General features: G+C 66.0%; 10 protein-coding genes and 1 pseudogene. 5 read left to right on the top strand and 6 right to left on the bottom strand.

Translation table 11 applies throughout. The annotated features are described in order from the left end of the window. Positions 1 to 60: 60 nt before the first annotated feature. Positions 61 to 1,044: a methylmalonyl Co-A mutase-associated GTPase MeaB gene (gene meaB, locus ACZLZY_RS21805; RefSeq protein ID WP_472936158.1), complete on the bottom strand. Its 984-nt coding sequence runs from the start codon at positions 1,042 to 1,044 to the stop codon at positions 61 to 63. A 220-nt stretch (positions 1,045 to 1,264) separates the two neighbouring features. Here meaB and pqqA point away from each other — a divergent pair, with 220 nt between their 5' ends. The 4 genes and pseudogenes from pqqA (at position 1,265) to pqqE (ending at position 4,454) form a co-directional block, all read left to right on the top strand. Then, complete coding sequence (gene pqqA, locus ACZLZY_RS21800) at positions 1,265 to 1,342, top strand: pyrroloquinoline quinone precursor peptide PqqA (RefSeq protein ID WP_156381978.1); 78 nt, start codon at positions 1,265 to 1,267, stop codon at positions 1,340 to 1,342. A 43-nt stretch (positions 1,343 to 1,385) separates the two neighbouring features. Beyond that, entirely contained in the window at positions 1,386 to 2,300 is a 915-nt protein-coding gene (pqqB, locus tag ACZLZY_RS21795) for a pyrroloquinoline quinone biosynthesis protein PqqB (protein ID WP_472936218.1), read from the top strand. A 2-nt stretch (positions 2,301 to 2,302) separates the two neighbouring features. Then, positions 2,303 to 3,318 (top strand): annotated as a pseudogene (gene pqqC, locus ACZLZY_RS21790) (pyrroloquinoline-quinone synthase PqqC). Further along, the gene (gene pqqE, locus ACZLZY_RS21785) at positions 3,315 to 4,454 is read left to right on the top strand and encodes a pyrroloquinoline quinone biosynthesis protein PqqE (RefSeq protein ID WP_472936157.1); all 1,140 of its coding nucleotides are present in this window, start codon (positions 3,315 to 3,317) and stop codon (positions 4,452 to 4,454) included. The pseudogene pqqC and the gene pqqE overlap by 4 nt, the downstream one beginning before the upstream one ends. A 22-nt stretch (positions 4,455 to 4,476) precedes the next feature. On the opposite strand, the gene ACZLZY_RS21780 is transcribed toward pqqE, so the two are convergent. From ACZLZY_RS21780 to ACZLZY_RS21760, 5 genes are all read right to left on the bottom strand, one after another. Continuing rightward, on the bottom strand, positions 4,477 to 5,214 hold the full coding sequence (locus ACZLZY_RS21780) for an N-acyl amino acid synthase FeeM domain-containing protein (protein WP_472936156.1): 738 nt from the start codon (positions 5,212 to 5,214) through the stop codon (positions 4,477 to 4,479). Between the two features lie 122 nt (positions 5,215 to 5,336). Continuing rightward, the gene (locus ACZLZY_RS21775) at positions 5,337 to 7,199 is read right to left on the bottom strand and encodes a putative bifunctional diguanylate cyclase/phosphodiesterase (protein WP_472936155.1); all 1,863 of its coding nucleotides are present in this window, start codon (positions 7,197 to 7,199) and stop codon (positions 5,337 to 5,339) included. A gap of 210 nt (positions 7,200 to 7,409) precedes the next feature. Continuing rightward, positions 7,410 to 8,462 carry a magnesium transporter CorA family protein gene (locus tag ACZLZY_RS21770; protein WP_472936154.1) on the bottom strand — a complete coding sequence of 351 codons (1,053 nt, stop codon included), beginning with the start codon at positions 8,460 to 8,462 and terminating at the stop codon, positions 7,410 to 7,412. Between the two features lie 107 nt (positions 8,463 to 8,569). After that, entirely contained in the window at positions 8,570 to 10,726 is a 2,157-nt protein-coding gene (gene scpA / locus ACZLZY_RS21765) for a methylmalonyl-CoA mutase (RefSeq protein WP_472936153.1), read from the bottom strand. After that, positions 10,723 to 12,132: a methylmalonyl-CoA mutase family protein gene (locus ACZLZY_RS21760; RefSeq protein WP_472936152.1), complete on the bottom strand. Its 1,410-nt coding sequence runs from the start codon at positions 12,130 to 12,132 to the stop codon at positions 10,723 to 10,725. The genes scpA and ACZLZY_RS21760 overlap by 4 nt, the downstream gene beginning before the upstream one ends. 262 nt (positions 12,133 to 12,394) lie before the next feature. Here ACZLZY_RS21760 and ACZLZY_RS21755 point away from each other — a divergent pair, with 262 nt between their 5' ends. Beyond that, the gene (locus tag ACZLZY_RS21755) at positions 12,395 to 13,696 is read left to right on the top strand and encodes a PQQ-dependent sugar dehydrogenase (protein ID WP_472936151.1); all 1,302 of its coding nucleotides are present in this window, start codon (positions 12,395 to 12,397) and stop codon (positions 13,694 to 13,696) included. Positions 13,697 to 13,798: the final 102 nt, after the last annotated feature.

Raw genomic sequence — 13,798 nt, 5'->3', positions numbered from 1 at the left:
TTAAGGCGTCGTATGATGCGGGCGGCCCTCGGCCCTCCCGGCAGATTTCGTCCGACAGGCTTAACGCTCCATGAAAGCGGCCAGCACGCCGGCGGCAATCGCCGGCGGGGCCCGGCGGCCGGCGCGGGCGTCGGCTTCGCCTGTGGCCATGGCCTCCGCAAGGCCGGGAAAGGCGAGCAGCGCTCGCCGCAGGCCATCGCCGAGCTCAGACCAGAGCCATTGCACGTTCTGCGCCGCACGCCGCTCGGCGAAGGCGCCGGACGCGACCTGAACCGCGCGGAACCGCCCGACGGCGGCCCAGAGTTCCGCAAGGCCCTCGCCGGTCTCGCCCGACAGCGTCAGCACCGGCGGCGTCCAGGCGGGGTCGCGCGGGCCGACGATGTCGAGCGCGGCGCGAATTTCGGCGGCTGCCCGGCGGGCGGCTTCCCTGCGGTCGCCATCGGCCTTGTTGACCGCGATGATGTCGGCAATCTCGACGATGCCTTTCTTGATGCCCTGCAATTCGTCGCCGCCGCCCGGCAGCATCAGGAGGACAAAGAGGTCGACCATGTCGGCGACGACAATCTCGGACTGGCCGACGCCGACGGTTTCGACGATCACCACATCGAAACCGGCGGCCTCGCAGAGCAGCACGGTCTCCCGCGTCCGGGACGCAACGCCCCCGAGCGTGCCGGAGGTCGGAGAGGGGCGGACGAAGGCGCGGGGATCGACCGCCAGCCGCGCCATGCGCGTCTTGTCGCCAAGGATCGATCCGCCGGAGCGCTGCGAGCTCGGATCGACCGCGAGGACGGCCACGCAGCGGCCCTCGGCGGTGAGCGTTGCGCCCAGATGGTCGATCAAGGTGGACTTTCCGGCGCCCGGTATGCCGGTCAAGCCGATCCGGATGGCGCCGCCGGTGTGGCGGACGAGGAGGTCCAGCAGGGCGTCCGCTGCGGTGCGGTGGTCGCTGCGGGTCGACTCGACGAGGGTGATGGCGCGCGAAAGAGGGGCGCGTTCGCCCGCGAGGACGCCATCTGCGAGCTTCTGTACGTCGATCTGGGCCATGCCCCGCTCTAGGCGAGGACAGGCGCGCTGTCGAGGTATGTCGCTGCGTGCGCTGCAGCATCGAATCCGCGGCTAACCGCTTGAGCCAACCCGCATATTACGGCTTTTTAATTCGCCTCCCACTTTAAGACGGGCCCGTCTTCGTCTATATCTGGAGCCTAGGGCACCGATCATCATTGGCAGACGGACATGTCCGCCGTCACAGTTTGGAGCGACCACCATGGCCTGGAAGAAACCCGTACTCGTTGAAGTTTGCGTCGCGATGGAAATCAACGGCTACATGCCGATCGAATTCTAAATCGGTGACAACTGAGAAAAGCCGCGGACGGGATGAACCCCATCTGCGGCTTTTTGTTTTGGGTTCGGCTGCGGGTGGTGGGTTCCCGCAGTGGAACTGCCTTTGCGGGGTTTGCCGCCTCGCCTGGGAGGGAGACCCGCGTGTCTCGTCCCGGACGCAGTCGTCGATCGCGGCGACGGTGGACGGAGAGCATTGGCTGCTCCTCAACGCCTCGCCCGACCTTCGCCAGCAGATCCAGGTCTCGCCGCCGATGTCGCCGATGGCCGGTGCATCACTGGACGCCAGGCGCGCGTCGCCCTTCTCCGCCGTGCTGGTCACCAATGGCGACGTCGACCATGTCGCCGGTCTGCTGACCCTCCGGGAAAAGCAGGCCTACACGCTCTACGGAACCGATGGCGTGCTCGGCATCATCGCCGACAACCCGATCTTCTCCGTGCTCGATCCCGACTTTGTCGCGCGCCGTCCCGTGCGGGTCGGCGAGAGATTCGAACCCGTGCCGGGCTTAGCCGTCGAGATCTTTTCGGTCCCCGGCAAGGTGCCGCTCTATCTCGAGACCGCCGAGGTCGACGTCGGCGCCGAGGGCGAGATGACGGTGGGCGTTCGCCTCTCGGCGGGCGGCAAGGTGGCGTATTACATCCCCGGCTGCGCCTATGTGCCCGATCACCTCGTGGAGCGAGTGGCCGATGCCGACGTGCTCCTGTTCGATGGGACGGTCTTTGTCGACGACGAGATGCAGCGCGCCGGTGTCGGGATCAAGACCGGCCGGCGGATGGGCCACATGCCGATCTCCGGCGATGGGGGCAGCCTGCACGCCTTCGCGGATGCCAGTGTAAAGGACCGCATCTATATCCATATCAACAACACCAACCCGGTCCTGATCGACGGCTCGCCCGAGCGGGCGGTGGCGGAGGCGGCGGGTTGGCGGATTGCCTTTGACGGGATGGAGATTTCGCTGTGACGATGCTGAGCCCGGATGATTTCGTGTCGGCCCTGCGCGAAATCGGCGCGACCCGCTACCATCACCTGCATCCCTTCCAGCTGAAGCTGCAGGCGGGCGAGTTGAACAAGACGCAGGTGCAGGCCTGGGCGCTGAACCGCTATTACTACCAGTCGCAGATCCCGATAAAGGACAGCTACATCCTTGCCCGCCTCGGCACGACCGAGCTTCGGCGCGAATGGCGCGAGCGGATCATCGACCATGACGGCGACGCCGAAAACCGCGGCGGCATCGAGAAATGGATCGCCCTCACCGACGGTGTCGGGCTTGATCGCGACTACGTGCTGGCGGGGGAGGGCATCTTGCCCGGTACCCGCTTTGCGGTGGACGCCTACGTCACCTTCGTGCGCGAGCGCACGCTGCTCGAGGCGATCGCCTCCTCGCTGACCGAACTTTTCTCGCCCGGCGTGATCGGCGTGCGCGTTCGCGGCATGCTCGAGCACTACGACTTCATCTCGCCGGAAACGCTCGCCTATTTCGACAAGCGCCCGGTGCAGGCTAAACGCGATTCCGATTTTGCGCTCGACTACTGCATCCGCCATGCCCGCCGACCGGACGAGCAGCGCGCGGTGCTGAACGCGCTGCGCTTCAAGTGCTCGGTGCTGTGGGCGCAGCTCGACGCGCTGGAGCATGCCTATGTCGCCCCGAAGCTGCCGCCGCCGGACGTGTGGCAGCCGGGTGCTGATGGGAAGACGTTCTGATGGCGGGAATTGCTGACAACATCGTGCCGCGCTTTCCGCATGGCGTCCGGTTTCGCGAGGACAAGGCGCGCGGCGCCTTTATCCTCGTTGCGCCCGAGCGGATCTTCAATGCCGACGAGGTCTCGGTCGAGATCCTGAAACGGATCGACGGCAAGGCGAGCCTTGGCGAGATCCTCGAGTCGCTCAGCCTGATCTTCGCCGCCGATCTGGCGGTCATCCGGCCGGACGTCGAGAGCTTTCTTCTGGATCTGCAGTCCAAGCAGATGGTGACGCTATGAACGAGCTTGTCGCACCGGCCACCGTCCAGACCGGCCGTGCCGTGCCGCCGCCGCCGATCGGTCTGCTGGCGGAACTGACGCACCGCTGCCCGCTCCGCTGCACCTATTGTTCCAATCCGATCGAACTCGATACGCGTTCGACCGAACTCGACACCGAGACCTGGAAGCGGGTGTTTACCGAGGCGGCTGAACTCGGCGTCATCCACATCCACCTTTCCGGCGGCGAGCCGACGGCACGCAAGGACATCGTCGAACTGACGCGGCATGCGGCCGAGGTCGGGCTTTACACCAACCTCATCACCTCCGGCATCGGCGTCAGCCTCGCGACGCTCGACGCTCTCTACGAGGCCGGGCTCGACCATATCCAGCTGTCGCTGCAAGGCGCGGATGCCGCCATCACCGAGGCGGTCGGCGGCTACAAAGGCGGGTTCGAGCGCAAGGAGGCCTTTGCCGCAGAGGTGGTGAAGCGCGGTTTTCCGCTGACGCTGAACGCCGTGATCCACCGCACCAACATTCACCAGGTGCCGGCGATGATCGACAAGGCCGTCGCCTTCGGCGCCAAGCGGCTGGAGATCGCGCATACCCAGTATTACGGCTGGGCGCTGAAGAACCGCGCCCAGCTGATGCCGGCGCGTGCCGATGTCGACCGCACGATCGTCGAGGTTGAGGAGGCGCGGGCGCGGCTGGCGGGTGTGCTGGTCATCGACGCGGTATTCCCCGACTATTACGCGCGCTATCCCAAGACCTGCAATGGCGGATGGGGCCAGCGCACGCTGAGCGTGACCCCGGCCGGTCTGGCGCTGCCCTGCCATGCCGCGCAGACGATCCCGCACCTCGACTTCTGGTCGGTGCGCGACCACTCGATCGCCGACATCTGGGCGGCGTCACCGGCCTTCGAGGCTTATCGCGGCACCGACTGGATGCCGGAGCCTTGCCGTTCCTGCGAGCGCAAGCACATCGACTTCGGCGGCTGCCGCTGCCAGGCGCTGGCGCTGACGGGGGATGCCAGCAACACCGACCCCGCCTGCATCAAGTCCGACTTCCATGTGGCGCTCGGCGACATCGCCGTCACCGAATCGGCTATCCCAAGCGCCAGCAGCGGCGTGCCCGTCTATCGCGCTTTCGGCATAAGGTAGCGCCAGCCTTCGTTGGCGCCGGTCACGCCGCGTCGAAGGGCTTGCCCCTGGCGTTGTCGTTGAAAGGCGCGCTTGCCTGATCGTTGCTGATGCCGCTGAAGAGGGCCAGCCGTTCGCCGAGGGTCGACGAGAACACCGGGTACTTGGTGAAGACGCTGTCGCTGATATCCTCGTTGCGCTCGCCCAGCAGCATCAGCGGCTTGGTGAGGCCGGGATAGGCCCTCGGCTCGGTCAGCGGCTTCAGGCTGCAGAAGCGACGGTAGAACGCCGCATGCTCCAGACGCACCGTCGCCAGCATCCAGTCCGCCTCGTAGTGTTCAGCGGCCATGCAGGCGAGACGGGTGACCGCGAAGGGCAGCAGCTTGGCACCCGGACGCGCCACGGGGTTGGTAACAAAGCGACTGGGATCGATGAAGCTCTCGCCGGCATCCACCAGCGGGCCCAGCACGTCGCCATAAGTGTCCATGGCGGGGCCGACCGGGTGCTCGGGTGTCACGACGTGAAGACGGATGGTGCCGGCCAGTTGACCGTCAATGTTGACGCCAAAGACTGTAGTATTGGGGTCGCGGTCGTAGTGATCGTGGAACCGCCGGTCGTCCCGTGACACGATGGCGTTCTCCAGCCGATAGGCTTCGTAGCGCAACCGGTAGATGATGTCCTTGTCCCGGTCACTTTCGACACGGAAGTAGCTGGTTCGCGCAAGAGTGGCATTGAGCTCTTGTTCGAAATGGGACTGCGATGCTTGGGTCTTGGGCTGCATTCCATATATCCCCTGGCGCTTTGGGGAAAACGTACGCGAGCCATAATAATATTCGAAGCATTTAATTAAAATTTGCGGAAATTTTCGCGGGCTTGGTTAATTTTCTGCTGCAGTGCAGCAATCTATGCTGTGCAGGCCGCGTGGAGCGGGCTGCCGCCGTGCGGTAGCGCTCCTGCCATGGCACCGCCATCGAGGGCTCCGAGAAGCTCGCCGATCGCCGGAGATGGCAGCGGTTGCCCGAAAATGAACCCCTGCAGTTCCCCGACCAGCTCTTCGGCCATCACCATCCGCAGCTGGGCGTCGTTCTCGATGCCCTCGACGACGATCTTGAGGTTCAGGGAATGGATCAGCCGAATCATGCCGCGCAGCAGGGCCCGATCATTGTCGTGCTGCATCGCCTGAACGACGAAAGACCGGTCGATCTTGATCTTGTCCAGCGGCAGCCGAGAGATGTAGCCGAGATTGGAATAGCCCGTTCCGAAGTCGTCGAGCGAGAAGCGGATGCCGGCGGCTCTCAGCTTGAGCAACTTGTCGAGCACGCAACTGTCCTGGTCGAGGAAGAGGTTCTCGGTGATCTCGATTTCGACGCGTTCCGCCGGCAAGCCAGCATTTCGGGCGCTGGCGAGCACGGTCTCGACGATGTCCGGCCGGTCGAGTTGGCTCGGCGACAGGTTGATCGCCACGCCGACATCGGCGGGCCAGGTGACGGCGGCCTCGCAGGCCTTGCGCAGCGTGATGTCGGTGATCGCCTTCATCAACCCGCATTCCTCGGCGATCGGCAGGAAAACCCCTGGTGACAACCGGCCCCGCAACGGGTGATCCCAGCGGAGCAGCGCCTCGCAGCAGGCCACCTTGTGGGTGGCGCAGTCGACGATCGGCTGGAAGACGAGGTGAAGCTGGTCCTCGTTGATCGCCTCGCGCAGGTCCGCCTCGATCCGCACCCGCTCCTTCTCGCGGTGCTCCATCGACTTGTCGAAGAACATGTGCTGGCCACGGCCGGCCGCCTTGGCGGCGTAGAGCGCGGTATCGGCCCGCTGGATGACCTCGCTCAACGCCCTTCCGTCGGACGGGAAGAGCGCCGTTCCAAGACTGCAGGCGACGGTCAGCGATATGCCCTCGATCCGCATCGGATCGGTCATCGCGGCGATCACCGCGGCGGCCATTTCGCTGGCCTCTGCCCTTGTACGCACGTTCATCTGCAGCAGCACGAACTCATCGCCCGCAAAGCGCGACAGCGTGCTTCCAGCGCCCGCAACGCCGCCGATACGCGCCGCCGCCTCGATTAGCACCCGATCGCCAAAGGCATGGCCATAGGAATCGTTCAGGCGCTTGAACCGGTCGAGATCGATGAAGTGCAGCGCAAAGGGCGTCTCGGCCTTGGCAGCGGTCTCGATCAAGCGGGTCATGGCGACGCGGTTTGGCAGCTCGGTCAAAGTGTCGCTGTAGGCGAGGCGCCGATTTTCCTCCGCCGCCTGCATCGCCTGCGAGAAGGTCTCTCGCATCCGGTCCGAGATCCGCAGCAGCGTCCCGCAGAACACGGCGAAGAAGAAGGCGAAGGCCGCGTGCCAGATCTCGCCGGGAATGATCAGCGCGGTCACCATGGGGATGGCGCCCAGCAGCAACTGCCGGCGCACCAGGACCGGCGAGGCGAAATTGCGGGCAATCAGTCCGACAAGGAAACAGATGGCGGTGGCGAAGGAGAAGAGCTGCGAGGACGTGTTCTGCGGCGCGGCGAAGATCGCCAGCGGCCAGAGCCCCACGAGGAAGACGTGAAAGAGGCCCGAAATCGAATAGAACTTGGACCAGATGGAATTGGAGATGCGCGAAAGAGCGTCGAACCGGCCGTAGACCGAGACAGCAATGACCCTGAGGAATGTGACGATGCCGAGCGCGTAGCAGACCGTCCAGGCCAGTACCGTGTTGGTCTGAAAACAGGTGACGACGCAGGCCAGCAGCGTGCAAATGCAGCCCACGCTGAAGCTCACTGCATCCGTATACAGCAGGCCGGGAACACGCTCTGCGTATCCGCGATCGTTTCTGTCGTCAGAGGCCTGTAGTTTTGCGGTCTGCATGGTCACTTTTCGGGAGCTCTAAGACGCGAACATTGCTCTGCAAGACCTAAGATTCTATCTATGATTTATCAGCAAGAGTAGGCGAACGAACGCAACCGGACGCAATACCGGGCCGCCTGTTGGCTAGAGCCAGTTCTTGTGGCGAAAAAAGATGAGCGGCAAAACAGCGGAGATCAGCATCAGGCCGATCGCCATGGGATAACCGAACTGCCAGTCGAGCTCCGGCATGATTTTGAAGTTCATGCCATAAATGGAGGCGACCAGCGTCGGGGGCATGAAGCCGACGGCGGCGACCGAGAAGATCTTGATGATGGCGTTCTGCTCGATCGAGATCATGCCGACGGTGGTGTCGAGGAGGAACGTCGTCTTGTTCGACAGGAAGGCAACAAAATCGTTCAGCGAGGTGATGTCGCGCGACATCGCTTTGACCCGCGCCTTGGCTTCTTTCGGTCCCTTGCGGCGGTCCAGCACGAACTGCAGGTAAGGCATCATCCGATCGAGGGTGGCAAGGCTCTCGCGCGTGCGCGAGATGAGGTCGCCCGCGCTGCCAATGCGCTGCAGCAGCGACTTGAAGTCGGCATTGGCGGTCGGCGTCTTGCGGGTCGAGGCGCTGAAGATGTCGCTGGCGATACGGTCGAGATCGGCGGCGATTGCCTCCATCATGTCGGCGACGCGGTCGATGACGGTCTCGACGAGGCCGATCATGATTCCATCGGCCGACGGCACCTTGGGGCTCTTAGTGCTGCCGAGCGGAACCGGCTCGCCTTCCAGCGTCAACGCCTGGCGGACGGTGGCGTCGGACGGATCGCGGCAGAGCTTGCCGGCAAAGATGACGAAGGATTTCGGCTCGGTGTAGCGCAGCGTCACCAGGCGTTTGCCGGTGAGGATGAAGGTCACCGGCGCAAAGCCCGGCGAGCCGCTGTCGAGGCCGAAGACCACCGACGCGGTCATGAAGTCCGCATTGTCCTCGGAGTAGAGGCGGCTGGAGACCTCGATCTCGCGCATTTCCTCGCGTGTCGGAACCTCGATGGCGCACATCGTCTCGACCATGCGCTCCTCGGCCTTGGTCGGGCTGATCAGGTCGATCCAGATCGCATCAGGCGGAATGCTCTCACCGGGGTTCACGCGCTCGGCATGCATCTGCGCCATCGCGTCGGCGCGGTAGACTTCGATCATGGTGGATTTCCCTCGCCTGGGAGACGGTCAGGTGGCTCGCGGCTGCATGCACCCGTTTGGCCCGGGCGCGCAAGTCCCTGACCAAAAGGGCGAGGCGGCAGCGGGGCTTATCCCGCCGCCGTGTGGCCGAGCCGGGCCGAGAGCGTGGCGAGCAGATCCTCCGCCGCCTCGGCGATGACCGTGCCGGGGGGAAAGATCGCCGCGGCGCCCGCGGCCGTCAGCGCCTCGAAATCCTGCGGCGGAATGACCCCGCCGACGACGATCATGATGTCGCCGCGGCCGTCCTTTTCGAGCGCCGCCTTCAGCGCCGGCACGAGGGTGAGATGGCCGGCGGCGAGCGAGGAGGCGCCGACGATGTGGACGTCGTTCTCGACCGCTTGCCGTGCCGCTTCCTCCGGCGTCTGGAACAGCGGGCCGATGTCGACGTCGAAGCCGAGATCGGCAAAGGCGGAGGCGATCACTTTCTGCCCACGATCGTGGCCGTCCTGGCCCATCTTGACCACCAGAATACGCGGCCGCCGTCCCTCTGCGACAGCGAAAGCCTTTGTCTTTGCCAGCACCGCGTCGATCTTGCCCCGCATGGTGCCGGCCTCCCGCATGTAGACGCCCGAAATCACCTGACCGCTCGCCACGTGCCGACCGAACACCTTTTCCAGCGCCGACGCCATTTCCCCGACGGTGGCGCGCGCGCGGGCGGCATCGATCGAGAGGGCGAGGAGGTTGCCGCTGTTGCGGGCGGCGGCCTCGGTCAGGGCATCGAGCGCGTTGGCGACCGCCGCCGGATCGCGCTCCGCCTTCAACCGCGCGAGCTTCTCCAGCTGCTGGCGGCGGACGTCGGCATTGTCGACGCGGCGCACGTCGATGTCGTCGGCGGCCTCACTGCGGTATCGGTTGATGCCGACCACCACCTGCGCGCCGCTGTCGATGCGGGCCTGGGTCTTGGCTGCGGCCTCCTCGATGCGGGTCTTCGGCAAGCCGCGCTCGATCGCCCGGGCCATGCCGCCCAGCGCCTCGACCTCGACGATGTGGGCGCGGGCTTTCGCCGCCAGTTGGTGCGTCAGGCTATCGACATAGGCCGAGCCGCCCCAGGGATCGATGATGCGGTTGGCACCGGTCTCGCGAGCCAGCACGTGCTGGGTGTTGCGGGCGATGCGGGCGGAGAAGTCGGTCGGCAAGGCGAGAGCCTCGTCGAAGGAGTTGGTGTGCAGCGACTGGGTGCCGCCTTGCGTCGCCGCCATCGCCTCTACGGCAGTGCGCACGACGTTGTTCATGACGTCCTGGGCGGTCAGCGACCAGCCGGAGGTCTGCGAATGCGTGCGCAGCGACAGCGAGCGCGGGTCCTTCGGGGCGAAGTTCGCTTGCATGAGCTCGGCCCAGACGAGCCGTGCCGCCCGCAGCTTGGCGACTTCCATGAAGAAGTTCATGCCGATCGCCCAGAAGAAGGAGAGGCGCGGCGCGAGTCTGTCGATGTCCATCCCGGCGGCGACGCCGGCTCTGGCGTATTCGATGCCGTCGGCGAGGGTGTAGGCGAGCTCGAGATCCGCCGTCGCTCCTGCCTCCTGCATGTGGTAGCCGGAAATCGAGATCGAGTTGTATTTCGGCATGTGCGCCGCGGTGTGGGCAAAGATGTCGGAGACGATCCGCATCGAAGCGGCTGGCGGGTAGATGTAGGTGTTGCGGACCATGAACTCCTTGAGGATGTCGTTCTGGATGGTCCCGGACAGTGCCTTCTGCGGCACGCCTTGCTCTTCGGCGGCGACGATGTAGAGCGCCAGGACCGGCAGGACGGCGCCGTTCATCGTCATCGAGACGCTCATCTCGCCGAGCGGGATGCCGTCGAACAGCTCGCGCATGTCGAGGATGGAATCGATGGCGACGCCGGCCATGCCGACATCGCCGGCGACGCGCGGGTGATCCGAATCATAGCCGCGGTGGGTGGCGAGATCGAAGGCGACCGACAGGCCTTTCTGTCCGGCCGCAAGGTTGGCGCGGTAGAATTCATTGGACGCCGAGGCGGTGGAGAAGCCGGCATATTGCCGAATCGTCCAGGGCTTCTGCACGTACATCGTCGGGTAGGGGCCGCGCAGATAGGGCAAGGCGCCCGGCCATGTCTGCCGGTTCGGCAGCGCCGATCGGTCGGCCTCAGTGTAGAAGGCCGCGAGCGGAATGGCCTCCGGCGTCTGCACCGTCTCCGTCGTTGGGCCCGGCGTCGGCAGGACAGGCGACTGCCATTCGATATCGGTGAAATCGGGGATGCGGCTCATGTGGCGGTCTCCAGCTGCTGGCTGAGACGGATCGGGGCGAGCGGCGATACCGTCGGCTCCGGGGCGCCGTCTGGCACCGCTGGCTCAGCCGGTCGGGGCAAGGCCACGGCGATATCGCGCGGGGTGGCGAGCGGGTAGAGCGTCACGCCGACGATCGGCGCGCTCCGGTCGGCGATGGCTGCCGCGCGGTCCGCCCGGCTCGCCGCGATCCGGCGCTGCAGATGGCCCTGGCGGAGGCTGGAGAACAGGCCGCCTTCGCTTTCGATCTGCCGGAATTCCTGCCAAGCGGCGGCGGCAAGGCTCGCGGTCAGTGCCTCGATGCCGCCCGAGCCGGCGGCGGGATCGCCGACATGGCCGAGCCCCGCCTCGTCCCGCAGGATCAGCTGAGTGTTGCGGGCGAGCCGGCGCGCCTTGGCCTCCGGCAGGCCGTTGGCCGCGGTGAACGGCAGCACCGAAATCCGGTCGGCGCCGCCGGTGGCCGCGGCGAAGGCGGCGATGGTCGTGCGCAGGATGTTGCCGTGCGGGTCGACGGCCGTCATCATCCGCATCGATGTTTCGACGTGCAGCCGGGCAGGGGCCGGGTCGGCAATGCCGGAGAGAAGCTGGACCCGCTGCCACAGCAAGCGCAGCGCCCGCAGCTTCGCCGTCACCAGCCACTGCTTCTGGTCCGCGGCGAGGGTGAAACCGATCCGGCGCGGCAGCTGCGAAAGGTCGACGCCGTGACCGTCGAGGCTCCGCAGGGCGTAAACCGCGCCCGCCAGCACGGCGCCGAGTTCCTGCGCCTCGGTCGCGCCGGCCTCGTGGTAAATCCGGCCGTCCGCCTCGGCAAAGCGGCCGGTAAAGCCGCGGGCGAGATACCGATCGAAGCCGGTTGCAAACGCTCGCTGGAGGTCATGGTCGTCCGGCGGAAAGCGTCCCGCAACCGCCATGGCACCGAGCGGATCCTGGCAGAGGTCGAGATCGAGCGCATCCGTTGGAACGCCTTGCGCCAAGGCGATCGCGGCAGTTCCTTCGGCGGCGGCAAGCGCATCCTCCCCACCCTCGAGCCGCAGATGGACGATGTCCAGCATCACCCCGGCGAGCGCGGTTTCCAGCGCCGCGGCGGGCAAGCCGAAGCCGTAAGCCGAGGGCGCGCCCTCCAGCACCAGCACCAGCGCATCCGCACCGCCGTCGAGGTCGGCGAGGGCCTGATGGTTGGCGCGCGCGGGATCGGGATCGTCGAGCCGCTGCGCGATCGACCAGGGCGCCAGCGTACCGCGCAGGATCGGGCGCACGGCCGATTCGGCGTAAACCGGTCCGTAGGCGATGCCGTCCTCGCTGTGCGAGACGAGAGTGGAAAACGGAGCACCGGCCAGCGCCTTCTCGGCCAGCTGCCGCCAGTCGGCCTCGCTGCAGTCGTCAGCCATCATCGCGGTTCCTCCCGGCGACATACATAGAGAGATTTTCGCTTGGCGGGGCGCGCACAGCGCGTTTTCCTGTTTTCCGGGACCAGAGCATCTTTCACAGAGATCGTGAATTCGCCAATCGCAGGGGGCGCCGCATTGGCTCCGTCCCTGCGTCAGTATGCGTCCTCTGTAATGCCCGCCAATGCCTGCAAATCGCCGCTGGCGCAGGTTTCCAGCCACGTCCGCATCCGCTAGTTTGCGCGGCAACATGAGGGGGCACAGAATGAGCATCACCAATATCTTCGGACACGTCGTCGCGCTGGTCGGCGCCGCGGCGATCCGCTTGCGCAAGTTCGAGGGAAGCGACCATGCACAGGCCATGGGAACCGCGCCGTCGATCCCGGCGGCCAAGCCCCAGGGCATTCCGACGCTGAAGATGCCGACGGCCAAGGGCTGGACCGGCAACCAGACGCCGGTCGCCGCGCCCGGCCTGAAGGTCAATGCCTTCGCCACCGGCCTGAAGCATCCGCGCTGGATCCATGTCCTGCCGACCGGCGAGGTGCTGGTGGCCGAGGCGATGGGCGACAACGGCCCGATCAAGACCGCCTTCGACTACGCGATGTATGCCACGATGAAGCGCGCGGCGGCCGTCGGCGTCAGCATGAACCGCATCCTCGCCTTTCGCGACGCCGATGGCGACGGCGTGGCGGAGAGCTCCAACGTCTTCCTCGAAAACCTGAACCGTCCCTTCGGCATGGCGCTGGCCGGCGACACCTTCTATGTCGGCAATACCGATGGCGTCATGGCGTTTCCCTACACCGCGGGCGCCAGCAAGATCACCGGGACAGGCAAGCGTCTCTCGACCTTCAAGCCGGGCGGCCACTGGACGCGCAGCCTGCTGCTGAGCCCCGACGGCCAAAAGCTCTATGCCGGCGTCGGCTCGCTCAGCAATATCGGGGACAGCGGCATGGAAGCCGAGGAGGGCCGGGCGGCGATCTACGAGCTGGATCTGGCCGCCGGCACCAACCGCATCTTCGCTGGCGGCCTGCGCAATGCCGTGGGTCTTGCCTTCGAGCCGACGACCGGGGCGCTGTGGACCGTCGTCAACGAGCGCGACGGCCTCGGCGACGAGACGCCGCCGGACTACCTGACGTCGGTGAAGGATGGCGGCTTCTACGGCTGGCCCTATTGCTACTGGGGCCAGACCGTCGACGGCCGGGTGCCGCAGGACAAGGCGAAGGTCGCGAGCGCTCTGACGCCCGACTACGCGCTCGGCGGCCATACCGCTTCGCTCGGCCTCTGCTGGATGCCGGCCGGCACGCTTCCAGGCTTTCCCGACGGCATGGTCATCGGTCAGCACGGCTCCTGGAACCGCTCGACGCTCAGCGGCTACAAGGTCATCTTCATTCCGTTCGAGAACGGCAAGCCCTCCGGCCCGCCGCGCGACATCCTCTCGGGCTTCCTCGCCCCGGACGAGAAGGCATCCTATGGCCGCCCGGTGGGCGTCGCGATCGGCCCGGACGGTTCGCTGCTGGTGGCGGACGATGTCGGCAACGTTATCTGGCGGGTAACCGGCCAGGCATGATGGGCACGGCCTGACGGGTCAGCACGATCCGTCAGGCCGTGGCTGACCGACGACGCACAAGCGCCGTCCGCGGTTCGGCGCGGAGAGATGACACGCTGGGCG

The sequence above is a fragment of the Mesocryomonas lacus genome (genome assembly GCF_055730135.2).
Note: the sequence above shows the minus strand (reverse complement) of the source record. Positions and strands in the feature narration are given on the sequence as shown.

Excerpts from the sequence above, each read along its gene's own strand:
- meaB (WP_472936158.1), bottom strand. The coding sequence starts at position 1,044 with ATGGCCCAGATCGACGTACAGAAGCTCGCAGATGGCGTCCTCGCGGGC.
- pqqA (WP_156381978.1), top strand. The coding sequence starts at position 1,265 with ATGGCCTGGAAGAAACCCGTACTCGTTGAAGTTTGCGTCGCGATGGAA.
- pqqE (WP_472936157.1), top strand. The coding sequence starts at position 3,315 with ATGAACGAGCTTGTCGCACCGGCCACCGTCCAGACCGGCCGTGCCGTG.
- ACZLZY_RS21780 (WP_472936156.1), bottom strand. The coding sequence starts at position 5,214 with ATGCAGCCCAAGACCCAAGCATCGCAGTCCCATTTCGAACAAGAGCTC.
- ACZLZY_RS21770 (WP_472936154.1), bottom strand. The coding sequence starts at position 8,462 with ATGATCGAAGTCTACCGCGCCGACGCGATGGCGCAGATGCATGCCGAG.
- scpA (WP_472936153.1), bottom strand. The coding sequence starts at position 10,726 with ATGAGCCGCATCCCCGATTTCACCGATATCGAATGGCAGTCGCCTGTC.
- ACZLZY_RS21760 (WP_472936152.1), bottom strand. The coding sequence starts at position 12,132 with ATGGCTGACGACTGCAGCGAGGCCGACTGGCGGCAGCTGGCCGAGAAG.
- ACZLZY_RS21755 (WP_472936151.1), top strand. The coding sequence starts at position 12,395 with ATGAGCATCACCAATATCTTCGGACACGTCGTCGCGCTGGTCGGCGCC.